The sequence below is a fragment of the Janthinobacterium sp. 35 genome, from assembly GCF_002754575.1.
GTDB classification, from domain to species: Bacteria; Pseudomonadota; Gammaproteobacteria; order Burkholderiales; family Burkholderiaceae_D; genus Janthinobacterium; species Janthinobacterium tructae.
This window is the reverse complement of the sequence record NZ_PEFN01000001.1, coordinates 295,764-320,456: the sequence shown is the minus strand read 5'-3', so window position 1 is coordinate 320,456 and position 24,693 is coordinate 295,764. Positions and strand designations below refer to the sequence as shown.

The 24,693-nt window shown below is 64.8% G+C and carries 18 protein-coding genes; 11 read left to right on the top strand and 7 right to left on the bottom strand.

Going from position 1 to position 24,693, the window contains the following annotated elements:
- Positions 1-148 precede the first annotated feature (148 nt).
- On the bottom strand, positions 149-919 hold the full coding sequence (locus CLU93_RS01415) for a transferase spermidine synthase (RefSeq protein WP_099759688.1): 771 nt from the start codon (positions 917-919) through the stop codon (positions 149-151).
- A gap of 160 nt (positions 920-1,079) precedes the next feature.
- Between CLU93_RS01415 and CLU93_RS01410 the strand changes: the two genes are divergently transcribed.
- Positions 1,080-1,355 carry a hypothetical protein gene (locus tag CLU93_RS01410; protein ID WP_099764178.1) on the top strand — a complete coding sequence of 92 codons (276 nt, stop codon included), beginning with the start codon at positions 1,080-1,082 and terminating at the stop codon, positions 1,353-1,355.
- A gap of 37 nt (positions 1,356-1,392) precedes the next feature.
- Positions 1,393-2,544 (top strand): GGDEF domain-containing protein, encoded by a 1,152-nt coding sequence (locus tag CLU93_RS01405; protein ID WP_099759687.1) that lies wholly within the window; start codon positions 1,393-1,395, stop codon positions 2,542-2,544.
- Positions 2,545-2,550: 6 nt separating this feature from the next.
- On the opposite strand, the gene CLU93_RS01400 is transcribed toward CLU93_RS01405, so the two are convergent.
- Positions 2,551-2,880 carry a hypothetical protein gene (locus tag CLU93_RS01400; protein ID WP_096234915.1) on the bottom strand — a complete coding sequence of 110 codons (330 nt, stop codon included), beginning with the start codon at positions 2,878-2,880 and terminating at the stop codon, positions 2,551-2,553.
- 239 nt (positions 2,881-3,119) lie between these two features.
- Here CLU93_RS01400 and CLU93_RS01395 point away from each other — a divergent pair, with 239 nt between their 5' ends.
- The 5 genes from CLU93_RS01395 (at position 3,120) to CLU93_RS01375 (ending at position 8,421) form a co-directional block, all read left to right on the top strand.
- Positions 3,120-4,202, top strand: coding sequence for a calcium:proton antiporter (locus CLU93_RS01395; protein ID WP_099759686.1), 1,083 nt, complete (start codon positions 3,120-3,122; stop codon positions 4,200-4,202).
- Positions 4,203-4,365: 163 nt separating this feature from the next.
- Positions 4,366-5,823: a Ppx/GppA phosphatase family protein gene (locus CLU93_RS01390; protein WP_099759685.1), complete on the top strand. Its 1,458-nt coding sequence runs from the start codon at positions 4,366-4,368 to the stop codon at positions 5,821-5,823.
- Between the two features lie 93 nt (positions 5,824-5,916).
- Positions 5,917-6,603, top strand: coding sequence for a hypothetical protein (locus tag CLU93_RS01385; RefSeq protein ID WP_099759684.1), 687 nt, complete (start codon positions 5,917-5,919; stop codon positions 6,601-6,603).
- A gap of 75 nt (positions 6,604-6,678) precedes the next feature.
- Positions 6,679-7,506 (top strand): formate dehydrogenase accessory sulfurtransferase FdhD, encoded by an 828-nt coding sequence (gene fdhD / locus CLU93_RS01380; RefSeq protein ID WP_099759683.1) that lies wholly within the window; start codon positions 6,679-6,681, stop codon positions 7,504-7,506.
- A 153-nt stretch (positions 7,507-7,659) separates the two neighbouring features.
- On the top strand, positions 7,660-8,421 hold the full coding sequence (locus tag CLU93_RS01375; RefSeq protein ID WP_077402770.1) for a GNAT family N-acetyltransferase: 762 nt from the start codon (positions 7,660-7,662) through the stop codon (positions 8,419-8,421).
- Here the strand turns inward: CLU93_RS01375 and CLU93_RS01370 are convergent.
- The 3 genes from CLU93_RS01370 to CLU93_RS01360 form a co-directional block, all read right to left on the bottom strand.
- A complete protein-coding gene (locus CLU93_RS01370) occupies positions 8,354-13,840 on the bottom strand; it encodes a CHAT domain-containing protein (protein WP_099759682.1) in 5,487 nt (1,828 codons plus the stop codon). The two genes, CLU93_RS01375 and CLU93_RS01370, sit on opposite strands and share 68 nt — an antisense overlap.
- Before the next feature lie 286 nt (positions 13,841-14,126).
- Entirely contained in the window at positions 14,127-14,414 is a 288-nt protein-coding gene (locus tag CLU93_RS01365; RefSeq protein ID WP_034786045.1) for a hypothetical protein, read from the bottom strand.
- Positions 14,415-14,593: 179 nt separating this feature from the next.
- Entirely contained in the window at positions 14,594-15,286 is a 693-nt protein-coding gene (locus tag CLU93_RS01360; protein WP_099759681.1) for an ABC transporter ATP-binding protein, read from the bottom strand.
- A gap of 320 nt (positions 15,287-15,606) precedes the next feature.
- Between CLU93_RS01360 and egtD the strand changes: the two genes are divergently transcribed.
- Together egtD and egtB are read left to right on the top strand one after the other, a co-directional pair.
- Entirely contained in the window at positions 15,607-16,599 is a 993-nt protein-coding gene (gene egtD / locus CLU93_RS01355; protein ID WP_099759680.1) for an L-histidine N(alpha)-methyltransferase, read from the top strand.
- 10 nt (positions 16,600-16,609) lie between these two features.
- Positions 16,610-17,842 (top strand): ergothioneine biosynthesis protein EgtB, encoded by a 1,233-nt coding sequence (egtB, locus tag CLU93_RS01350; protein ID WP_099759679.1) that lies wholly within the window; start codon positions 16,610-16,612, stop codon positions 17,840-17,842.
- Between the two features lie 5 nt (positions 17,843-17,847).
- Here the strand turns inward: egtB and CLU93_RS01345 are convergent, their stop codons facing one another.
- Both CLU93_RS01345 and leuA read right to left on the bottom strand, forming a co-directional pair.
- On the bottom strand, positions 17,848-19,449 hold the full coding sequence (locus CLU93_RS01345) for a methyl-accepting chemotaxis protein (protein ID WP_180287784.1): 1,602 nt from the start codon (positions 19,447-19,449) through the stop codon (positions 17,848-17,850).
- A gap of 169 nt (positions 19,450-19,618) precedes the next feature.
- Positions 19,619-21,325, bottom strand: a complete 1,707-nt coding sequence (gene leuA, locus CLU93_RS01340) for a 2-isopropylmalate synthase (protein ID WP_099759677.1) — start codon at positions 21,323-21,325, stop codon at positions 19,619-19,621.
- A gap of 489 nt (positions 21,326-21,814) precedes the next feature.
- Here leuA and tssF point away from each other — a divergent pair, with 489 nt between their 5' ends.
- On the top strand, positions 21,815-23,656 hold the full coding sequence (gene tssF / locus CLU93_RS01335; RefSeq protein ID WP_180287783.1) for a type VI secretion system baseplate subunit TssF: 1,842 nt from the start codon (positions 21,815-21,817) through the stop codon (positions 23,654-23,656).
- Complete coding sequence (tssG, locus tag CLU93_RS01330; protein ID WP_099759675.1) at positions 23,620-24,651, top strand: type VI secretion system baseplate subunit TssG; 1,032 nt, start codon at positions 23,620-23,622, stop codon at positions 24,649-24,651. Before tssF ends, tssG begins: the two co-directional genes overlap by 37 nt.
- The last annotated feature ends 42 nt before the right edge of the window (positions 24,652-24,693 follow it).

Genomic DNA, 24,693 nt, shown 5'->3' with positions numbered 1-24,693 from the left:
TCCTATCTCACTTCATGGATACCTGGATTCGGCGGCGCCTGCCGGCCCCGCGCAGGCCATAGTGTGTCATAAACCACATCCATCATGCTGATTTTGCACCAAATTACTGCTATTAAGCAACAAGACCTATGGCCGGGAAAGACGACGTTCAGCCGCTGCCCGCGCCTGCCCGCCGGCGCACGCGCCACAACTGCCATGCGGGCAGCCAGCGGTTCAGGAAACCCAGGCCGCACGCGCGCCGCCAGCGCACCAGGCGCACGACGCGCAGGGCACGGCCCGCCCCGAGCTTGTCTGGCCTGGCGGCAAAGACGATGCGGTTGTTGCCAGCGATGCCGTCGAAGTGGCACACGGCGCCGCGGAAGGTGAGCATCAGGCGCGCCAGCATGGCAGGGTAGTGCTCGTCATAACTGAACAGGTTGGCTACCAGCACGCCGCCGGGCAGCAGGGTGCGCAGGCAGTCCGCATAGAAGCGCGCGCTGCCCAGTGCCGGCGGCAGACCCGTTTCGTCGTAGCCGTCGAGCAGCAGCACGTCGGCGCAGCCCGGATGCTGGCGGATATAGCTGACGGCGTCCGTTTCGATGATGCGCAGGCGCGCGTCATCGGGCGGCAGCATGAACTGCTCGCGCAGGGCGATCACGTCGGCGCGCAGTTCCAGCACCGTGATGCGCGTCTCGGGCAGGTGGCGGTGGCAGAATTTCAGCAGCGAGCCACCGCCCAGTCCCACCATTAGGATGTGCTTGGGACGCGGCACGAACAGGGTGAAGCACATCATGGCGCGCGCATAGCGCAGCAGCAGATGGTCGGGGCGCGACAGCAGCATTTCGCTCTGGATCATGCCTGGCTGGAATTCCAGGCGGCGCCGGTCGCCACAGGTATGCACCTGGGGCGCGCGCAGGGCAGGTAATTTGAGATCCGGCATAGGACGACTTCGCTGAGTGGACTGGGGAAGATGCTTTGTTGCATTCAGAGAAATCTGATAAGCTTCCCGTGAGCATACCCGATTAATCCGCGCCGAGCATGCGTATATGCATATGACGCGCGGCGGCACGGCCGCGCAGTCGGGCACCATGGAGACAAGCATGTTTTTGGATCACCCCATCATTACCGCGACGAACAGTTTTACCGAGCCTGACCGCATCGAGCGGCTGACGCGCGTATATGGTTATGCGGCGGCGCTGGCCGACGTGGCCGCCAACTTCGGATTCATTGAAAAAGTGGCGCAGATCCATGACCACAAGGGCACCCTCATCGTGTTCTGGCATGAGGCGCCCAGTGATGTGGAAAAGCAGTATTTCGTGCAGGCGTGGGCCAGCAAGGTCGGCGACGGCAGCACGAATGTCGAACACGAAATCTGACCTGGCGCGCCGCGCCTGCGCATCGATAACGTAGCCCATGGATATCAAGACTCTGGTACTGGCCCTGGCGCTCGGCAACCTGAGCCTGTGCGCGGCCCTGTTCTTCTTCGAGTATGAGCGCAAGAAGTCGCTCAGCCTGTCCACCTGGGCGGTAGCCAAGCAGTGCCAGGCCGTGGCCTGGTGTTTGCTGTATTTCCGCGGCGTCTTGCCCGATATGCTGTCCATCTTGCTGGGCAACAGTCTGCTGTTTGCCGGCATGGCGCTGGACGCGGGCGCGCTGTGGCAGGCGGCCGGGCGCAGCGGCTGGCGCCGCTATGTATTGCCGGCGCTGGGCTTGTCGGTGGCGCTGTTTGCCGCCTGCTACCTGTTTAATATGGCGCCGCTGCTGCGCAGTGCCGGCGGCTCGCTGATCGTGGCCGGCTTTTTCCTCGCCGGCGTAGCCGCGCTGTGCCTCAAATGGCGCGAGGCGAGCATGCTGCGCCGCTTCCTCGTCGTCAGCATGGGCCTGCTGTCGCTGCTGATCGCCGCGCGCGGCGTGCTCGCCGCCGCCGTGCCGGATGTCGACGCCGAGCTGCTGCAGCTGGCCGGTTTTGGCGCCCTGTACCTGATGATGCTGACGAACGCCTTCGGCTACCTGCTGCTGTCGCGTGAAAAACTGGGCGGCGAACTGGCGCGCCTGGAGGTGCTCGATGCGGCCACGGGCGTGCCGAACCGGCGCGGCTTTTACCAGGCGCTGGCGCCGTGGATGGCGCTGGCGCGCCGGCCCGGCTTGCCGACGGCCCTGGTGGTGCTCAATATCGACCATTTCAAGCGCGTCAACGACAGCTATGGCCATCCGGTGGGCGATGCGGTGCTGAAAACCATCGTCGAGACGTGCCGCCAGCAATTGCGCGACAGCGACCTGATGGGTCGCCTGGGCGGCGCCGAATTTGCCATCCAGCTGCCGCGCACGACCCTGGCCGATGCGCTGATGGTGGCCGAGCGTATCCGCGCCGCCGTCGAAGTGCTGCCGGTCAAGACGGAACGCGCCGTGCTGCAGCTGACGGCCAGCCTGGGCGTGACCACCATCCGCGCCGAGGACAGCACCGTCAGCCTGTTCAAGCGGGCCGACGAGGCGCTGCAGGCGGCCAAGCAGGCCGGCCGCAACAGGGTGGTGGAAGCGCAAGGCGCCAGCACCCTGGAGATGTAAGTCGGCTTACTTTTTGCGCGAGCCCAGCCAGCTGGGTTCCTTGCCGCATTCCTTGCTCAGGAACAGGGCGTCGAGGCCGGGATCGCAGCGCCGGTCAGGCGCCTTCATCGGCTCGACGGTGAGCCATTCGCTTTTGGGCAGGATCTTTTCTTCGCGCGGCGCCACCGGTGGCGCGGGCGGCAGGCTGTCCTGCCACTTTGACTCAGCGGCAGGCGCAGGCGGGGTGGCCCAGTTCGCGTCAACCTGCGCTGGCGGCGTGTCCGCGTGTGCGGCGGCGCACAGCAGGCTGCCGGCGAAGAAGAAGGTGCGCATGGCCGTGTTGTTTATTGAAATCATGGTCTGTCCCTGGTCGTTGCCGGTAAGGCGTACCCTGCAGTATGACGGCGGCAGCAAGCAACAAGACAAGAAAATTGCAACGGCATGTTACCAGGCAGGCCATGCTGGCCGCCGGCACGCCGAACATGTGCATACTCTAACTTTCATTTAAGCTAGGCAAGTTATGCTGTGGGGTGCACGCTCGGCCCCTCTTGTCGTCCGCACCGCAGTTCCCCTTTTTTACTCTTGCCAGGCCCATAATGAAAATGCTCAAATCTCTGCCTGTATGGCCGCTTGCCGCCCCCCTTGCCGGCTGGCTGTTCCTGTTCGGTTCCACCTTCAATGTCGGCGGCTACTATCAGATCCTGCTGGTGGCTGGCCTGATCGGCAGCGTGCTGGCCGCCGTGTACCACGCGGAAGTGGTGGCGCACCGCATCGGCGAACCGTATGGCACCCTGGTGCTGGCGCTGGCCGTGACCCTGATCGAGGTGGCGCTGATCGTCTCGCTGATGCTGGCCGGCGGGCCGGAAACGACGGGGCTGGCGCGCGACACCGTGTTTGCCGCCATCATGATCATTTTGAACGGCATCGTCGGCATCTGCCTGCTGCTGGGCGCCGGGCGCCACCGCGAACAGACCTTCGGCCTGCTGGGCGTGAGCGCGTCGCTGGCCACCCTGGCGGCCATCGCCATCCTGACGCTGGTGCTGCCGAATTACACCTCCAGCGCCGCCGGCCCGTATTACAACTCCAGCCAGCTCATTTTCATCGCCGTCATCTCGCTGGTCCTGTACGGTACTTTCGTGCTGGTGCAGACGGTGCGCCACCGCGATTACTTCCTGCCCAAGGAAGCCGTCGGCGACGAAGAGGTGCATGCGGCGCCGCCCACGCCCACCGTCGCCTGGGTCAGCGCCGGCGCGCTGCTGGTGTGCCTGGGCGCCGTGGTGCTGCTGGCCAAGTCGCTGGCGCCCGCGCTGGAGACGGCGATCGCCGCCATGGGTGCGCCAAAGACCCTGGTCGGTATCGTCATCGCCGCCATCGTGCTGCTGCCCGAAGGCCTGGCCGCCGTCCGTGCGGCGCGCGCCAACCGCCTGCAAACGAGCTTGAACCTGGCCCTCGGCTCCGCCCTGGCCAGCATCGGCCTGACGATTCCCGCCGTGGTGGTGGTGTCGCTGGCCACGGGCCTGACGATCACCCTGGGACTCGATATCAAATCCACAGTGCTGCTGCTGCTGTCGCTGATGGTGGCCACCCTGTCGCTGGGCACGGGCCGCACCACGGTCATGCAGGGCACCGTGCACCTGGTGATTTTCGCCGTGTACCTGTTCACCACCATCGTCCCATAAGCCGTCGCACGGCTGCCGTTTTGTCACAATCCTGTCACGCCGCTGTCATACGATGGGGGTAGTGTGGTAGGATTTTTAAATCGTTTAAATGATTTATATAGTTTAGCAACTGATTTTGCCAACTTTTTCAGTTGGCACAGCAATGACATGACAAGAGGCCAGTATGTATGCAGCGGTGGACCTGGGGTCCAACAGTTTTCGTTTACACGTCGGCAAGCATGATGGCGACACCATACGCGTGGTCAAGAGCGTGCGCGACCCGATACGCCTGGCCGCCGGCCTGGACGCCAATGGCGACCTGACCGAGGCGGCCATGCAGGGGGCGCTGGCGTGCCTGCAGCGCTTTCGTGCCATCCTCGCGGGCTTCGAACTCGATGCCGTGCGCGTGGTGGCCACCTCGGCCATGCGCGTGGCGCGCAACGGCGCCGTCTTCCTGCCGCTGGCCGAGCAAGCCATCGGCTACCCGATCGAGATCATCTCGGGCGAGGAAGAGGGACGCTTGATCTACATGGGCGTGGCCAATGCGCTGGCCATTCCCGGCGAACGCCGGCTGGTGATGGATATCGGCGGCGGCTCGACCGAACTGATACTGGGGCGCGGCAACGATATCGAGCGCGTCGAGTCGTTCAGCCTGGGCACCGTCAAGCAAAGCCTGTCGTTCTTCATCGGCGGGCGCATCGACGCGCCATCGTTCGAGGCGGCCATCCTGTCGGCGCGCAGCCACTTCGAGGATGCCGCACCGCCGTACCGTCCGCAGCACTGGAAGACGGCCTACGGCTCTTCCGGCACCATCCGCACCATCGCCGACATCATCGTCCGCAACAAGCTCGGTGATGGCTTGCTGTCTGGTGTCAGCCTCGACGCGCTGGCACGGCGCTTCATCGAACTCGGTCACACCAGCCGCATCGACATGCCGGGCTTGCGCCCCGATCGCGCCAGCACCATCGTCGGCGGCCTGGCCATCTTGATCGGCCTGTTCCGCGAACTGGCCATTCCCGTCATGACGCCGATCGAGGCTGGCCTGCGCATGGGCGTGATGTGGGATTTGTACCTGCGCTCGACCAAGCGCGACCGCCGCGAACAGTCGGTGCAGGGCTGCATGGAGAAGTTTCATATCGACCAGCAGCGTGCCGGCCGGGTGGCCGAGCAGGCGCTGGCCATGTATGCGCAGCTCAAGCCCACCTCCGACGCGCTGGTGAAATGCCTGCGCTGGAGCAGCCTGCTGCACGAAGTGGGCCTGGCCGTGTCGCAGACCGGCTACCACAAGCACGCCTCCTACATCGTGGAAAACGCGGACTTGCCCGGTTTTACCACGCGCGAACAGAAGACCATGAGCCGCTTGATCCTGGCGCAGAAGGGCAACTTGCGCAAGATCGGCGAAGTGCTGTCCGACCCCGATTTCGCCAAGGCCGTGCTGGCGCTGCGCCTGTCGATTCTGCTCATGCATGCACGTATCGAAGCCGATTTCAGCGAACTGCGCCTGCGCATGAAGAGCCGCATCGAGCTCGACATCAAGCGCGGCTGGGTGGCGCACCATCCCACCGTGTCGTTCTGGATCGAGAAGGAGCAGGAATTCTGGGATGAGGTCGGCGTCGATTTCACCATCCGTGCCAGCGCCTAGGAGGTCATGCCGTGCGCATGGCTTGATGTGCAGCAAGCAAGATTTAAAAAAAGAGTATATATTGTTTATATTATTTATTAGATTGGAAAATTCATGACCAAAACCGTCCCAGTGAAAAAAGCCGACAGCGCGCCCGTATCGATGTTCCCCACCAGCGCCTCGATCAATGCGGCAGCGGCCAAGGCCGCCCCGGCTGCCAAGCCGACAGCCAAACCGGCAGCCAAGCCGGTGGCCAAGGCCGCCGCCAAGCCAGTGGCCGCCAAAGCCGCCGCTGCGAAGCCGGCGGCAGTCAAGCCCGTTGCCGCCAAGCCTGCGGTAGCCAAGGCACCCGTCGCCAAACCGGCAGCCAAGGCCGTCGTGGCCAAACCAGCTGTGACCAAGCCAGTCGCCAAAGCCGCTGCCAAGCCGGCCGCCAAGGTTGCTGCGAAACCAGCCGCCAAGGCCGTCGCCAAGCCGGTAGCAAAAGCCGCCGTCAAACCGGTAGCCAAAGCGGCCGCCAAGCCAGCTGCCGCGAAAAAAGCGCCTGTCGCCAAGGTCGTCGCCGTGAAGGAAAAAGCCCGCAAGCCGAAACTGGTGCGCGACAGCTTCACCATGCCGGAAGCGGAATATGAAGTCCTGGGCCAGGTCAAGAAAGCGTGCCTGAAGGCCGGTTTCGAGATCAAGAAAAGCGAATTGCTGCGCATCGGCGTGGCGCTGATCAGCCAGATCGACCTGGCGACCCTGCAAAACGTGCTGGCCGGTTTGCCGCAGCTGAAAACGGGCCGTCCGAAGAAGGATTGATGGCGCGAGCGGAGGGCGCCCGCGCCCCCTCGCTTGCCCATTCTGGTTTACCATGGGGCCTGTGATAGTTCCCCCATGGTTGCCATGTCAGAAGAAATCAGTATTGAACGCGCCGGCTTCGTCGAGCGCGCCATCGTTCGCCACCGCGCGGGCCAGTCCACCGATGCCATCGACCACGTTGCCGAGGAAATTCCCGTGGCGCTGGTCTTCAATGGCATTTCCCACGTCGTCATGATGGCCACCCCGCGCGACCTGGAAGCGTTCGCGTATGGCTTCGCGCTGACGGAAGGCGTGGTGGCAACGGCTGCCGCCATCTTCGATTGTGAAGTGTTCCTGCGCCCTGATTCCGCCGAGGTGTCCTTGAGCATCGCGCAGGAGGATTTCGTGCGCCTGAAGGACCGGCGCCGCCAGCTGACGGGCCGCACCGGTTGCGGCGTGTGCGGCATCGACAGCATCGACATGCTCGACTTGCAGCCGCAAGCGCTGCCGCCATCCCTGATCCAGGTCGACCTGCCGGCCGCGCTGGCGCGCGCGTCGAGCGGCTTGCGCGAACACCAGGCGCTGATGCAGGCAACGGGCGGCGTGCATGCGGCCGCCTGGTGCACGCCCGACGGCGATATCGTGCATGTGTTCGAGGATGTCGGCCGACACAATGGTCTCGACAAGCTCATTGGCCACCTCGCGCTGCACGCTGTCGACATGCGGCGCGGCTTCGTGTTCCTGTCCAGCCGCGGCAGCTACGAGCTGGCGCGTAAGGCGGCGCGCATGCAAATTCCCCTGCTGGCGACCATTTCCGCCCCCAGCTCGCTGGCCATTTCCATCGCCACGCAGGCGCGCATGAAACTGGTGGGCTTTTGCCGCCAGGATGCTTTCGTCGACTACACGCCCGGCATCACGCTGTAAGCGGCGTTTTCACTGACGGCGCCGGCGAGTGTGGTAAATGCGCACGCTCTTCCCCTGACATTGACTTGCGTCATGGAAATGACATTCGGCTGTCATTTCCCTGACATATTAGACAAGTACGCTGGAGTCGTCTTGATCACAGGGGATGAAACCATGCAAAACATAGTCGCATCAAACGAAGCCAAGGCCCGGCCGGTTCAACTGGTGCTGAGCCAGGCCACTACCGCAGCCGAATTGCGCGAAGTCCAGCGTTTGCGTTACAAGGTGTTTATCGAGACCATGGGCCTGACGTCGCTGGCGAATGCCGATGGCCTCGACAGCGATGAATTCGACGCGCATTGCGATCATCTGATCGTGCGCGATGCCGATACCCTGAAAGTGGTGGGCACCTACCGCGTGCTGAGCGCGGCCAAGGCGGCCAAGATCGGCCGGCTGTATGCGGAAAATGAGTTCGATCTGAGCCGCCTGAAAAACCTGCGCGGCCGCATGGTTGAAGCGGGCCGCGCCTGCATCCACCCGAAATACCGGGGCGGCAGCGTGATCATGCTGCTGTGGTCGGGCCTGGCCGAGTACATGCGCCGCGAGCGCTGCGACTATCTGGTCGGCTGCGCCAGCATCAGCCTGGCCGATGGCGGGCATAACGCCGTCGCCGTGTATCAGGCGCTGGCGGAAAAGCACATGGCTCCAAGCGAATACCGCGTCACGCCGCACCTGCCTTTCCCCATCCACCAGGTGGAAGCGGCGCACAAGCCGCAAGTGCCGCCGCTGATCAAGGGCTATCTGCGTTCGGGCGCCTGGATTTGCGGCGAACCGGCGTGGGACCCTGATTTTGAAAGCGCCGACATGTTCATGATGATGCCGCTGGCGAATCTGGACGAGCGCTATGCGCGCCATTATGGCGTGGTGCCTGGCTAAGGCTGCCAAGGCTGGCGCCGGGAAGTGATGACTGCAGCTGGCTGGCCAGCGCCTGCACGGCGCTGCGCAAGCCGGTCTGCGCGCTGTCGGGTGGCAGCAGTGCGAGCAGGAAGCGCAGCGGCACGGTGATCGCTTCGGGTTCGCCGATGCTGCCGTGGCGCCGCACGGCGTCGTGGTACAGGGCCAGGAAGGCGGCGCGCGCGGGCGCGTCGAAGGGCTGGCCGTCCGGCACTTGCCACAGGGCCGCCAGCAGGGCGGCGCGCACGGGGGCGCCGGCATCGATGGCGCGGTGTTCGTCCGCGTGGCGCTGGCGCGCATGGGCGATGGCGTCGTGCAGCAAGTCGCCCAGTTGCGCATCGAGTGCGCGCCAGGCGTCGCTGTCGCCATGGGCTTTCAACAGCAGGGCACCCGCCAGCACCTGAAAAATCAGGTCGCAGTCGGCCACGCCGCTGCGCCGCCGCGCTTCTTCCAGCGCCCCCAGGCAGGCATCGCTCATGGCGCGCAGCGCCGGCGCGCCGGAGTTCCCCCCGGCGCAGGCCAGGCGTGCCTGCAAGGCCCAGTAGCGTCCCAGCAGGGCCAGGCGCTGCGCCGTGGGCGCCAGCGCCACCAGCAGGTCGATATGCTGTTTTCCATCCTGCAGCAACTGGCGTCCCTGCGCCGGGTCCGGCACGGCCGGCACCTCGATGCCGGCGCCCGCATCGATGCCGCACAGGGCCGCGCCCTGGCGTATCTCCAGTTCCGCCCAGTGCGCCAGCGCGTGCAAGCCCACCTTGCCGTCAGCCGCGCTGTGCGCCGCCCGGTAGTGTTCGATGGCGCGCAGGGTGTTGTCCAGTCCCCCCAGGCCGGCGCGCGTGGCGGCCATGTTTTCGCGGATGTCGGCGCAGCCGAAGAAGCGCGTGCGCACGGCTTGCTCGATGCTGGCCAGCTTTTCCTCGATGGCGGCGCGGCGCGCCGCATCGGCGCCCGCCAGGCGCGCATGCAGGGTTTCCAGGTCGGCCAGCAGGTGGCCGTGGTAGTGGTAATCGGGCGCCTGCCAGGGCCGGCTCTGGGTATTCGGGAAACGGTAACGGTCGTCGCCATATGCCTGGTAGGCGCCCCAGGTGTTTGAGGCCGGGAACTGCAGATACGCCGCCTCGCGCGCCAGGCGCACGGCGTCGCCGAAGTATTCGCCGCTCAGCATGGCGTGATAAAAGCTGTGCGCGAAGATACTGGCCGCCTGGTCGTCGATGCGCCAGCCGGCCGCGATCACCGCCTGCGAGCCCATTTCAATGAAGGCCGTGGCCAGGCTGGCGGCCAGTTTCGACCATGGCGCGATGGCGTCCGGGCGCATGTCGCCCAGGTGGCAGCAATTGATGAAGACGAATTGCGGCACGCGTTTCAGCTTGCCCACCTGCGCCGCCGTCAGGCGCGTCTTCGGCCCCAGCACCAGGCCCGTATGGGCGATACCGGGACCGGCCACTTCGCCGTGGCCGGCCAGGTGGATGGCGAAATAGCGCTCGTCGAACAGGTGCACCAGCACGCGCTGCGCCTGCGGGCGCAGCAGCTCGCGCACCTGGTAGCCGTACGCGCCGAACATGCGCGCCACGTCCTGCGCCTCGGCTTGCGCGGCGGGCAGCTCGGGCAGGCCGGAATCGGTGTCGCCGATCACCAGCACGCTGTTGCTGGGCGGGCTGGTGGCGGGCGGCTGCTCGCGCAGGCTGGCCAGCTGGCGCACCATGCCGATGCGCGTCGACAGCGGGCTTTCCTCGCTGCCCGCCTCGTCGCGCATCAGTTCCCACGGGTAGATGGCGGCGCTCTGGTCGACGGCCAGGATCAGGCCGCGCATCTCGGGGATGGCCGCTTTCAGGCCATTGGGCAGCATCAGTTCGTACAGCGCGCGCGACAGGCCCGGCTGGTCGGTGGTGTTGTCGGTGGCGTCCATGATCAGGCCATCGACGGCTTGCCGCTGGTTCGGCTCCTCGTCGACGCTGTTGTGGGCGCGGTCCGTCAGCACGGTGAAGCGCAGGGCGCCAGAGAGATCCGCGGCGACGATCTGCACGCGGCGCCAGCCATTGTCGCCGCTCAGGCTGGGCAGGATGCGCCGGTAGCCGCCGGGGCTGTGGCGGATGCGCCGCTCGAACGTGAAGCTGCACTGGTAGCGCGCTTCGGCCATGATCTGCTCGATGGCCACGGCGGCGGCGATGGCGCGCGCCTCGGATTGTTCATAGATGGCGATGTGGCCGATACGGCACGCCATGCCCGCGTCTTCCAGGCGCCGGTTGGCGCTGCGCACGCCATCGATCAGGGCCCGCGCGCACAGGGCGATGCTCAAGCCGCCATAGCCGGAACCGGACAACAGGCTGGCCACGCGCAAGCCGTGTGCGCCCATCGGCGGCGCAGCCGCATGGCCGGCGGCGCGCACCTGCAGACAGACGCACGCGTATTCGAGCAGGCCGCCGGCAAAGGCGCGCGCCAGTTCGCCCGGCGTCAGTTCGCCCAGCGCGCCCAGGCCGATGACGATGGCGCCGCCGGGCCGGCGCGCCGCATCGGGCTGCAGCACCACCAGGGCAGAGTCGGGACGCTGCGGGAAGCGCCCCAGCGCGTGGATTTCCTGCAGCTTGCCGGCCAGCAGGCGGTCGAGAAAACTCATGCTGCCGCGTAGCGACTCGTAGGCGTAGCAGCCGCTCATGACGGGCGCGTCGGCCGAGGCCATGCTGCCGTGGATGACGGATAGGCTCAGCTGCGGCGCGCGGCTCTCGGGCGCGCTGGCGGGGCCGGCGGCGCCGAGGGCGGCGTCGAGCAGTTCCTGCGGCTGCGGGTACAGCGGCCGCGCAGCGGGAGCGTACGCGCGGAAGCGCGGCGGGGCACCGCCAGGCGCGTGCGGCGGGCGCCGGGACAGGCCCGCGCCCTGGCCGTTGTCGAGCAGTTGCGCGATGGCCGGGTAGGTTTCTTTTTGCAGCAGCAGGTCGCCATGCGCCAGCGGCAGGTAGCACGCTTCCACGCCGTCCGGCACCGCGCCTTGCCAGGCCGTGCGGCCATCGCCGTCCGGCGACCAGGCCGTCTCGATGCCGCCGTCGCGCAGGCGCAGCGCCACGGGCGTGTCGGCGCAGCCGGCCAGGTAGCTGCAATGGCGGGCATCGGGCGGTGCGGCCTCCAGCAGGGCCACGGTGGCGCGCGCCGCCGCCAGCGCTGGCGCCTCGGGCGCTTGCCAGCCGTCGGGCAGGCCCGCTTGCGCGTCGCCGGCGGCCAGTTGCACCCAGGCGTCGGCAGCGAAATAATCGATGCTGCCGGCCACCTGCGGCTGCGGCCACGGCAGCATCTCCAGCACGCCGGGAAAGGCGCGCACGAAGCCGAGGAACTGGCGCCGCGTGTGCTTCCAGCCGATCCAGCAGGCCAGCATCCGCACCAGCGGATCGCGTCCCAGCAGCACTTGCACCATCGCTTGCGTGCCCCGGTTGGCCGTGCCCACCTGCAGCAGGCGGCTGCCGGGCAGGGCGCCGAAGCGCTGCCAGCGGTCCTTCAATGCCAGGCGCGCCACCAGCCCGCCCATGCCGTGGGCAACGATGCGCAACGGTTGTCCGCGCTGTTCGGCGTCGTGCATGGCCTCGTCGAGCACGGGCAGGAAGGCGTTGCCGGAGTGCTGCAGCGACAAACGCCAGTCATACGTAAAGGGCCGCACTTCCTGGCTTTGCGCGAGAAAGCGGGCCAACGGCTCGTAGCACGACTCTATCCAGCCGGCGCTGACGATGTGCGGCTGGCCCACTGCCAGGCGCTCGATGCGCCCTTCGACCAGGTTGACGGGGTCGAACCAGATGCGGTTGCTGCCCACTTGCAGATGGCTGCCCATGATATCGGGCAGCAGCAGCACGATGGGGGCGTGCGCGCGCCGCTTCGGCACTTCGCCGCCGCGTCCCAGCGCGCCGTGCTCGATGCCGGCCAGCGGCTGGTAGGCGCTGTCGTCGCCCGTCAGCGCCTGCACTGCCGCCATGCCGGACGCTGCGCGCTCGAAGTAGTTCAGGTGGTGCGTCTGCGGCCCGCGCAGCAGCAGTTGCCGCACCGGCGTGCTGCGCGTGGCGCCGCCGGCCATCGAGGCGCAATTGACCACCAGATCGTTCTGGCCGCCGTACAGCTGGTCGCCGAGGCAGTCGCCCAGCCAGCCCAGCAAGCCTTCGCCGCTGCACGCGCCGGCCAGCACGTGCAGCGGGCTGGCCACGCGCACGTCGGGCGCGTTGAGCAGCGCCACCAGGGGCGAGTCGGGCATCATCGCTTCCAGGCCCGGCAGGATGCGCGCGTCGCAGCGCTGCTGCACCACTGCCAGCAGGAAGGCCATGCCGCCATCGGGTACATCATCCTGCGGCAGCAGGTTGCACATCACGCTGGCCCAGCGGTCGAGCCGGCCCGACATCAAGGTGGTGCCGCGTGCCGGGCAGGCCACGCGCACGAAGCGGGTGATGCGGATGGCGCGCGTCTTCAACTCCTCGCCCAGTGCGCGCAGGCGCGCCGCATCGGCGTCGTGGCCGGCGCGTGCGCCCAGCCGCGCTTGCGCCGTGAAGTGGTCGATATCGTGGCTGTTGAACGCTTCGCCGCCCACCGTGTTTTCGCTCAGCCGTTCCAGGCCGTCGCCAGCCAGGTCGACGGCGCCGCGGCTGTCGATGCGCTGCGCGCGCGCCAGCAATTCGCCCACCAGGCCGCCGCGCGAATGGGCCAGCAGGTGCAGCACGGCACCGTGCGGCAACTGGCGCACGAGGGCCAGCGCGTTCTCGATGGGGCTGTCGCTGAGGCTGCGGTGCTCGTAGCCGTAGATGCGGTTGCCGTATTGCGCCGCCAGCTGCGGCGCCAGGCCATTGCGCCACAGGCCGCCAAAGCTGCGCTGGGTCGACGAGGCCGTGCCATGCAACAGCAGCAGCACCGGTTCCGGCCCGTCGGGCACGCTGGCGACGGCTGTCATGCTGCCCGCTTCGATGCCGCAGCGGTACAGGCCCAGGCGCTGCTCCAGCTGGCGGTCCTGGAAGGCGCCCGCCGCCGCCAGCGCCGTCATGGCGGCGGCGCCGCAGCGGTACACGCGCACGGCCCGCAGCATCCAGGCGCCCAGGCCATCGCGGCTGGCGCCGGGCGGCAGGCGCGCCGCCTGCGGGCGCAAGGCCAGCCCCACCTCGATGCTGGCGGGCGCGCCGTCGCGTGCCGCCGTGGCCGGCCCCAGGTAGCGTGGCAGGTCCAGGCTGCTCGCCAGCAGCGAACTGCCGTCGCACAGCAGCAGTTGCACCACGTCGGCCGGACCGATATCGAGTGCCGTGCGGCAACTGCCGATGCCGCGCGCGCCCGACAGCACGTGGGTTTCGGCATGCCAGCCGGGCGCGGCGGGGCAGTCGCCGGCGTCGGCGAGGGGATCGCGCGTGAGCGTCAGGCGCAGCACGGGCGGCGCAAGAGGGTCGCTGGACATGCGGTTGGGATCACTGGTTAAAAGCTGACCTTGATGCCTGCGGAGACTATGCGTGTTGTGTCAGATCAAGTTTGAGTGGAAATGCTGGCTGGCAGGGGGAATGCGCAGTGAAAGCGGGGATGGCGCTGGAGCGGGTGGGCAGAGAAACGGTCAGCATGGTTTGGGCTGGGTCTCTTCGCTATCGTGCTCGGATGTGCTGCGGTGAGCGAACTACGCGAATTGTATGGCAAAAGTTCATGGCGCCGGGAACCTGGGTGCCTGGCATGGCATTACAACAGCGGGTCATTCAATGGACTGGCGTGGCGGACAGTTCCTTCAGTTCGCGGATGGTGATGTCCGACTTTTCATGCATGCGCAATAAAATCGTTGCACCGACCGACAGTTTGCCGTGACGAATCTTGCTGATGATGGGAGGCTGGACTTCCAGAACACGGCACAGTTCCGCATCATTTTTCAGGTTCATCTTCTCGATCAGGGTATCGAGCAGCTTGTTGGGCACAAAACTCGATGGTTCGAGCGCACGCGCCCGGTTCATCGCTTCAATCATTTCCAGCTTCTTTTGGCGAACGTTCATTTACTCCTCCTTCAGGTTATGCAAGGGACGAGACCACTGTATGTGGTCCCAGCTATAGTTCGTCATCGCAGTAAGGCTCTCCGGGTGACGTGATACCATTCGCGTTACAACATTGATAACCAGGCAAGTGTTTTCAATAATACTACGATAACAAAACTTGTGAAAGATGGTCAGTTAAATTAACTGATTGTTTGATCAATTTGGTTGACGGTTGTTGTATTTTGTAAGCCGTTTTTCGTCAGGATCATGGTTCTGTCCGCCATTTCGGCGGCGGCCAGCGAATGCGTGACCATGATCGCGCAACTGCCGTTGGCCTTGATTTCGGCGCGCAGCAATTGCAGGATGCTGTGCGCCGTATCGGGATCGAGGTTGCCGGTCGGCTCATCGGCCAGCACCAGCGCCGGCTTGTGCACGAGCGCGCGGGCAATGGCCACGCGCTGCATTTCGCCGCCCGACAATTGTTGCGGAAAGTCGCCGCCGCGTCCGCCCAGGCCGACCGCTTCGAGCATGCTGGCGGCACGCTCCTGAGGCAGTCCGTTGAGTAGCAGCGGCAGGGCCACGTTTTGCAGCAGGGTCAGGTGCGGCAAGACGTGGAAGGCCTGGAAGATAAAGCCCATGCGGGCGCGACGCAGCCGGGTGGCGGCGGCGTCATCGAGGCTGGACATGGCGATGCCGTCCACCAGGATAGGGTGCGCTTCGGCACCCGCATCGGGCGTATCGAGGCCGGCGATCAGGTTCAGCAAGGTCGACTTGCCGACGCCCGAGTCACCCATGATGGCAATGAATTCACCTGCCTTGAAGCGGCAGGAAATGTTGGCCAGCACGGGACGGGCATGGGCATAGGACTTCGACAGATGGCGCAATTCGAGCATGGTGATCTTGATTAATAACGGCTATCGTAAAGGGAGGCACGCGGGGGAGAGGGGGGCCTGGGAACTGCAAAGGGGCGCGGATTGATTGGCCGGCAATGTGTAGTATACGACAGGATTATCATTTTTGCTGGGCAATACCCATTTTGTGTACACACTGCTCGTTTGATCTTACGTTACCTGTCGCACGGCTGGCTTGTGCGGATTCCGCTATGATGGGAAAAAGTCATCGGCAAAGGCGCCCGCAAACCGCTATGGCAGGGGCGGCGCCCGGTGGCTGACCGCGCAAGCCCTTCGTGAACCTTGATAGACGACGCCAGCCCATGACCATGCCACTCGCACAACAGCAGTCAGATTTGTCTCCCGCCAGCAACGTCCGAGTGGCCAGCGCCACTCCTGCCACGATAGTCGAGATCAGCAGCGGCCTGCTGGCGCGCGAGGCCTGGACCTCGCCCAAGTACCTGTACGACGCGCTGGGCTCGACACTGTTCGAGGCCATTTGCGCCTTGCCCGAGTACTATCCGACGCGCACCGAGGCGGCCATCTTCGCCCGTTACGGCGCCGAGATCGCGCACGCCGTGGGGCCGGGCAGCACCCTGATCGACCTGGGGGCGGGCAATTGCGCCAAGGCCGCCAGCCTGTTCCCCCTGCTGCACCCGGCCCAGTATGTGGCCGTGGATATTTCCTATGATTTCCTCAGTGAATCGCTGAGCCGGCTGCAGCAGCGCTTTCCGCACATCGAGATGACGGGCCTGGGCCTGGATTTCTCCAGCCGCCTGGACTTGCCCGACAGCGTGCGCGAGGCGCGGCGCTTGTTCTTCTATCCCGGCTCGTCGATCGGCAATTTTGCACCTGAACAGGCGACCGCCTTTTTGCGCCGCCTGCGCGCGAATGCGGACGGCGATGGCGGCTTGCTGATCGGCGTCGACCTGATCAAGGACGATGCCATCCTCGACGCCGCCTATGACGATGCGCTGGGCGTCACGGCCGCCTTCAACCTGAACATGCTGCGCCATGTGAACGGCTTGATCGGCGCGGACTTCGACGTGCGCGCCTGGCAGCACCACGGCTTTTTCAACGCCGACGAGCGCCGCGTCGAAATGCACCTGGAAGCGCGCAGCGAACAAGTTGTCCATTGGAAAGGTGGCCAGCGGCGTTTCGCGAAAGGCGAACGCATCCATACAGAAGACAGCTATAAATACACGCGCGCAAGCTTCGTCGGCTTGCTGGAGCAGGCGGGGTTTTCCACCGTACAAGTCTGGACGGACCCGCAGCAGTGGTTTGCCGTCATCTATGCGCGCGTGATCCGGGATTAAGAAAGAAAAGATGCTGATCGATCAATATCATACAGTGCGCCAGCACTCGCTGCTGCTGGCCGAGCCCCTGTCCGACGAGGATTGCGGTGCCCAGTCGATGCCGGACGCCAGTCCCGTGAAATGGCATCTGGCGCATACCACCTGGTTTTTCGAAACGTTTATTCTGGAAAGCATGGAAGCGGCGTTCGCGCCATTCCACCCCGCCTTTCGCGTGCTGTTCAATTCCTACTACAACGGCGTGGGCGAGAAGCATCCGCGTGCCCAGCGGGGCTTGCTGACGCGCCCCGGCATGGCGCAGGTGCGCGCCTACCGGATCGATGTCGATGCGCGCATCGGCCGGCTGCTGGCCAGTGAGCTGGCGCGGCCCGAGCGCGAACGCCTGAGCATGCTGCTGGCGCTGGGCCTCGAACACGAGCAGCAGCACCAGGAGTTGCTGTTGACGGACGTGAAACACCTGCTGGCGCAGAGCGCGCTGTTTCCCGCTTATCTTGACAACGCCGCGCCGCCAGCGCCGCCAGCTGCGCAGGCCACGGCCTGGGTCGCGTTTGACGGCGGCCTGGCGCAGATCGGCCATGCGGGCGACGGTTTTTGCTTCGACAATGAATTGCCGCGCCATCCGCAATATGTGGCGCCGTTCGAGCTGGCCACTGCGCTGGTGACGAATGGCGAATTTCTCGCCTTCATCGAGGCGGGCGGCTACCGCTCGGCGCACCTGTGGCTGGCCGAAGGCTGGGACTGGGTGCGCAGCGCGCAACTGGCATGTCCGCTGTACTGGCAGTGCGATGACGCCGGGCACTGGCAGGAATTCACGCTATTTGGCTTGCGTCCGCTCGACCTGCAGGCGCCGGCCACGCATTTGTCCCTGTTCGAGGCAGATGCCTATGCGCACTGGGCTGGCGCGCGCCTGCCGACGGAAGCGGAATGGGAAGTGGCGGCGCAAGGCCTCGCCGTGCAAGTGGGCCAGCTGCATCCGGCCGCCGGTGGGCCGGGCGCGGGCTTGCGGCAAATGTTCGGCCACTGCTGGCAGTGGACCAGCAGCAGCTATGCGCCGTATCCCGGCTACCGCACGGCGCCCGGGGCGCTGGGCGAATACAACGGCAAGTTCATGCTGAACCAGTATGTGCTGCGCGGCTCGTCATGCGCCACGCCGGCCGGCCATGCGCGCGCCAGCTACCGCAATTTCTTCCCGGCTGGTGCGCGCTGGCAATTTTCCGGTATCCGCCTGGCGCGCCAGGTGGAATAGCCCATTTAGTTCAAGCGCGGGGCGGACGGGGCAGGGCGGGCTGGCGCCTTGCCGCCGGCGTTGTGCTCCAGCTTGAACTGGCTGACAAGGGTTTCCAGTTCGCCCGCCTGTTCGTGCATGGCTGCCGCGGCTGCGGCCGCTTCCTCGACCAGGGCCGCATTCTGCTGCGTCGTCTGGTCCATCTGCATGATGGCGGCATTGATCTGCTCGATGCCTTCGCTTTGCTCGTGGTTGGCGACGCTGATTTCACCGACGATGGCGCTGACCCGGCCCACGCTGGCCACCACTTCATCCATCGTGGCGCCCGCCTGGCTGACCAGCTGCGCGCCCTGTCCCACACGGTTGACGGAGTCGGCAATGAGTTCCTTGATTTCCTTGGCCGCCGCCGCCGAGCGCTGCGCCAGGTTGCGCACTTCGGTGGCCACCACGGCAAAGCCGCGTCCCTGTTCGCCGGCACGCGCCGCTTCCACGGCCGCGTTCAGGGCCAGGATATTCGTCTGAAAGGCGATGCCGTCGATGACGGCGATGATGTCGACGATCTTGCGCGAGGAGGCATTGATGGCATCCATCGTGCCGATCACTTCCGCCATGGCCGTGCCGCCGCGCTGGGCGATGGCGGATGCCGAGCGTGCCAGGCTGTCCGCCTGGCGCGCATTGTCGCTGTTGCTGCGCACGGTGCTCGTCAGTTCGATCATCGACGAGGCCGTTTCTTCCAGCGCGCTGGCCTGCGCTTCCGTGCGGGCCGACAGGTCGGCATTGCCGCTGGCAATCTGGCTCGACGCCACGGCGATGGTGCCGGTGCCGCCACGCACTTGCCCCACGATGGTGGCCAGGCTGGTATTCATGTCGCGCAGCGCCTGCAGCAGCTGGCCCGTTTCATCCTTGCCGTCGGCCACGATTTTACTGCTCAGGTCGCCTGCGGCCACGGCTTGCGCCACGCGCAGGGCATACGCGATGGGCGTGGTGATCGAGCGCGTGACCCACCAGGCAAAGAGCACGCCCAGCAGCAGGGCGGCCGTGCCCAGGCTGGCCATCAGCACATTCGCTGCTGTAATATTGTGCTGGATTTGCTGGCCGCCATGCACGACGACTGCGCGCTGCAGGTCGTTCAGCTGGTTCACCGTCTTTTGCAAGCGGTTCAGGGCGGGCAGGGTATCGTCGCGCACATGCACGGCCGCTTCCGCGCGTTGTCCCGCCATCAGCAGCTTGTCGGCCTGGCTGAACGAGACGACATAGGCTTTGCGCTGCTGCTTCAGGGTAGCCAGCAGTTCCTTGCCTTCAGGCAGCACGATCAGACGGTCGAGGATGACCAGCGCATCGCTGATGGTGGCCTTGTTGGCGTCGATTTCGCCATGGATGGCGTTGGCGCGGGCAGGGTCTTCATGGATGAACAGTTCCAGAACGAGCGCCGCGTTCGAACGCGTGGTGCTGCGGATGGTGGCGATGGCGTCGGCCTTGGCCCAGTCTTTCTCGATGATGGACTCGCTGAGCCCACCGATCTTGTCCAGGCGCAACAATCCCGTGCCGACCAGCACTGCCATCAGCAGCAGCACCAAGCCAAAACCGGCGCCCAGGCGCACGCCTATCTTCATATCCGTCAATTTCATACTCATTCCCTCGGTAGCTAATAATTTGTCTCCGCTGGTCTTATTATGAGTCGATTATACGGTGCGTGATACTTCTTTTGCAGCAACAATTGCCTCGGAGAAATGAAAAAGCGGCACGGCGATCAAGCCGTACCGCTTTTTCTCCCTATGAGGGATGCCCGAGCTGCGTTCAGGCGGCGCTGGCCGCCACGTCGGCCGCTGTTGTTTTTTCGGCTTCCGTCTGCCCGATGCGGCGGTTCACGGCCGACAAGACGGCCTTGAACGAGGCGGTGACGATATTGCTGTCGATGGCGGCGCCGAACAGGGTCGGACCATTATCGAGGCGCAATTCGACGTAGCACGCCGCTTGCGCGTTGGCGCCCGAGCCGATCGAGTGCTCATGGTAATCCATCAATTTGATGTCCAGGCCCAGTGCATTGACGAAGGCGTCGATGGGGCCGTTGCCGCCGCCTTGCAGGGCCAATGGCGTCTGGCGGTGCGACAGGCTGATGTCGATCTGCACGGATTCGTCGCTGCTGGTGTCTTCCACCATGCGGTGCGCGGCGTAGGCGTACGGCGCCGTCTGCTGCAGGTATTCCTTCTGGAAGATGTCGTGGATATCGTGCGCGGCGATTTCGCGGCCCGTGGCGTCGGCCACGGCTTGCACGGCGCGCGAGAATTCGATCTGCAGGCGGCGCGGCAAGACCAGGCCGTATTCCTGTTCCAGCAAATACGCCATGCCGCCCTTGCCGGACTGGCTGTTGACGCGGATCACGGCGTCGTAGCTGCGGCCCAGGTCGGCCGGGTCGATCGGCAGGTACGGCACTTCCCAGATGCTGTCCGGTTGTTGCTTGGCAAAACCTTTTTTGATGGCATCCTGGTGCGAGCCGGAGAAGGCCGTGAAGACCAGGTCGCCCGCATACGGGTGGCGCGGGTGGACGGGCAACTGGTTGCACTCTTCCACGCACTTGCGCACGGTATCGATGTCGGAGAAATCCAGGCCCGGGTGCACGCCCTGCGTGTACAGATTCATCGCCAAAGTGACCAGGTCGACGTTGCCCGTGCGCTCGCCATTGCCAAACAAACAGCCTTCCACGCGGTCGGCGCCCGCCATCACGGCCAGCTCTGCCGACGCGACGGCCGTGCCGCGGTCGTTATGCGGGTGCACGCTGATGATGATGGAATCGCGGCGCGCCAGCTTGCGCGACATCCATTCGATCTGGTCCGCATACACGTTGGGCGTGCTGCATTCCACGGTCGATGGCAAGTTGATGATCATCTTGTTGGCCGGCGTCGGCTTCCAGATGGCGCTGACGGCGTCGCAGATGTGCTTGGAGAAATCGAGTTCCGTGGTGGAAAACGATTCCGGCGTGTATTCAAAGCCCCATTCCGTTTGCGGATGCTGCGCCACCAGCTGTTTGACCAGGGTGGTGCCGGTGGTGGCGATCTGCGTGATTTCTTCGCGCGACATGCCGAACACGACCTTGCGGAACACGGGCGCCACGGAGTTGTACAGGTGCACGATGGCGCGCTTGGCGCCGACCACCGATTCCACCGTGCGGCGGATCAATTCTTCACGCGACTGGGTCAGCACGATAATGGTGACGTCGTCCGGGATGCGCTTTTCATCCACGAGTTTACGCACGAAGTCGAAATCCGTCTGCGATGCCGATGGGAAACCCACTTCGATTTCCTTCAGGCCGATGGCGATCAGCATCTCGAAGAAGCGCAGCTTCTTTTCCGCGCTCATCGGCTCGATCAAGGACTGGTTGCCGTCGCGCAAGTCGGTGCTCATCCAGATAGGCGGTTTGCTGATGATCTGGTTCGGCCATTGACGGTCGGTCAATTTGACGGGAGGGAAAGCGCGGTATTTGGAAGCTGGGTTTTGCAACATCATGATCGGGTACTCCTGAAGATAGGGGGAAATCAATGGTTGTGGCGCAAGCTTGCCGGGCGGCCACGCAACACTAGGCCAGGCAAGCGGTCGGTAGTTTTAGCAGGCAAAGCAGGGCAACGGCGCCAGCGGTGGCGGTCGCGTCAGAAGTTACGGGTGTAGCGGGGGATGGTGCAAACATCATCAAACCTTCCAGGGTTTTTGAAACACGCCGGCGTGTGGCCAGGCGAAGCAATGCGGCAAGCTTATGCGCGTGCTAGCAGTAGTCGCGATAGCGACAGCAGGGAAGGGGAGGAATGTTTGAAGGAGGACATGCACTTAATGTAAGGGAAGTGGGGCAGGGCTGTCAAGCATATTTCGGCAGGGAACGATGCCGCTGCCATGCTGCAGCTCGACTTATTGTTCCTGCGCAACTTACTTTTCTATCATTATTGAATAATGCAGTTTCCGTCTGGCGACCTGTGTCGCCCGCCCTGCTTTGGAGCTGCCAGCATGGAATCGTTGCTGAAGTACTATGAACTCGAACTGGGCATGCTGCGTACGCATCAGCAGGAGTTCGCTGCGCGCTATCCCGGCGTCGCCGGTGCACTGGGTCTGACTGGCAACAGTTGCCAGGACCCGCATATCGAGCGCCTGATCGAGGCCTATGCCTTGTGCAATGCCCGCACGGCCAAGAAAATCGATGACGCACGCCATGTTTTCACCGAGTCCATGCTGGAAGTGAATTTTCCACACTACCTGAGGCCATTTCCGGCGTGTTCGATTGCCCACGTGGACGCCAGCGGCGTGCCGGGCCAGGCGCGCGACGGCATCGATATCTTGCCGCGCGGAACATTGATGCATGCACCGCCATACCAGGGCGTCGTCTGCAAGTTTCGCACCGCCTATGACGTGGTGCTGGCGCCGCTCAGCCTTGCCGGCGCGCGCTTCGTTCCCGTGATGGATGTTGCTGCGGCGGTCAATTTACCGTCCGACATATCGACTGCGATCGCCATCGATATCGTGTCCACGTCGGCCACCGGTACGCTGGAGCAATTGAGGCTGCCTGCCGTGCGCGTCTTCATCGATGGCACGCCATCGCTGACGGCCACCTTGCGCGATGCCCTGTTTTTGCATGCCGCGCATGCCTGGATCGAGGCCGGCGGCGTGCAGTTGCCGCTGGCGCAAGTGCCGCTGCGTGCCGTCGGTTTTTTGCCGGAGGAGGCGCTGTTGCCGCGCAAGCCCGGTTCCCATCGTGCCTACTGCTTGCTGACTGAATACTTTGCTTTTCCTGAAAAATTCCAGTTCTTCGATATCGACCTAGGCCAGATCACACCGCTGTTGCCGCCGGGATGTCAGCGTTGGACCTTGCATCTGGGTCTGCGGGACATGACTGCCAGCAGCGCTGGTGCACGCCTGCTGCGGTCTGTATCGGCAAGCAATTTGCTGCTTGCCTGCACGCCGGTGATTAATTTGTTCCAGCAAGCTGCAGCGCCGATCCGCTTGACGCAAATGCACAGCGAGTATCCGCTGCTGGCCGAGCATAAATATGCGCACGCGTATGACATTCATAGTGTCGATGCCGTGCGCCTGGTGCGGCAGGGCGCCCATGCCGGCACGGTGACGCACTGTCAGCCGTTTTATGCCATGCGCCATGGGCAGGCTGGCGGCGCGCAGAGCCGTTACTGGGTGGCGCGGCGCGATGAGGCGCGGGCGCTCAGCCATCCTGGTTACGAAAGCAGCCTGGCGTTTGTCGACGGCGACGAGGACGATACCTATGCCGGGATAACGACGGTATCGGTCGATCTGACATGCAGCAATCGCCACTTGCCGAGTGCATTGCCAGTCGGTGCTCCAGATGGCGATCTGCGGCACGAGGGGCCCGCTGGCGCGCTGCCGGTGCGCCTGTTGCGCCAGCCGAGTCCGGCGTATCGCTTTAAAGCTGACTTGCCTGCGCAAGCCCGTTTGCTGGCATTGTTGTCGTTGAATCATCAGTCTTTGCAGGAGGATGGTCTGGCGTTGTTTCAGGAAATGCTGGCGCTGCATGATTTGCCTGCTTCACTCATGTCACAACGGCAAATTCAAGGCATCCAGGCCTTGACGCAGCGCGCCAGCAGCACCTGGATGCCCGACGCCAGTGGTGGCGTGCTGGTGTTTGGCATCGACGTCTTGCTGTCGGTGGATGAAGAGGCTTACGTCGGCAGCGGCCTGCATGTCTTTGCGCAAGTGATCGAGCATGTGCTGGGCATGTATGTGCATGTCAACAGCTATTGCCGTTTGGTCGTCATTTCGCACAAGAGTGGGAAGGAGTTGCTGCGATGCCCGCCCCGCAATGGCCAGCACGCACTGGCGTAATCGCGCTGCTGTCCCAGGCGCCATACCGTTTCGGTTTCTTCCAGACCGTGCGCCTGCTCGAACGCTGGCTATGCCGGCAGGGCGCGTCTGCCGATTCCGCACTGCACGATGGCTTGCGTTTCCATCAGAGCGTTGCGCTGGCGTTTCCCGCCTGCGAGATAGAGGCGGTGTGGCATGACGGCGAGCATGGCCGCCTGCACCTGCGGCCCAGTTTCATGGGCTTGCTGGGTGTGAATGGCACTTTGCCCCTGCACTATACGGAGCGGCTGGTGCGCCAGGAGCGGGCCACGGGAAATGTCGGCGCGCGAGCCTTTCTCGATGCCTTGTCGCAACGCGCGCCCGTGCTGTTTTATCAGGCCTGGGCCGGCAGCCGGATCGAGTGCCAGGTCGACGCAAACGGCCGCCCCGGGTTTTTGTCGTTGCAGCTGGCGCTGGCTGGCGCCTGGCCGTCGCGCCTGACAAGCACCGGCGCGCTGCCGCCGGAAGCGCTTGCTTACTACGCTGCGGCATTGCGGCAGCGGCCCGTCAGCGCCGAGTTGATGGCCGATGTGCTGGCGGATTATTTCGGCGTGCCCTTGCGTATCGAGTCCTTCGTCAGCACCTGGCACGTGCGCCCAAGCAATGAGCATTCCCTGCTCAATCGTAGCAATGTGAGCCTGGGGCAGGGTGCCATGCTGGGCGCGCGCTGCCGGCGCCGGGACTTGCGCCTGCGCCTGTACCTGGGGCCCTTGAACCGGGCACAGTTCGACGATTTTCTCCCCGGACATTCCGCTGCGCTGGCCTTGAAAAACATGTTGAGCCTGTTCGGCTTGCCAGGCATGCAATACGAAATCCGTCTGATCCTGCGCGCTGCCGACGTGCATGGCAGCAGCCTGACGGCCAGGGAGGAGCAGGGCGCAGCAGGCCTGGGGCAGGGCGCGCGCTTGCTGAACGGAGACGCCAGCCGCGACTGTGACGCCATGTGCTATGACATCCGATTTCCCGGTGCCGCTTGATGCGCCGCAATTGGCAGCCGGCAAATGTATGAATACTGATGG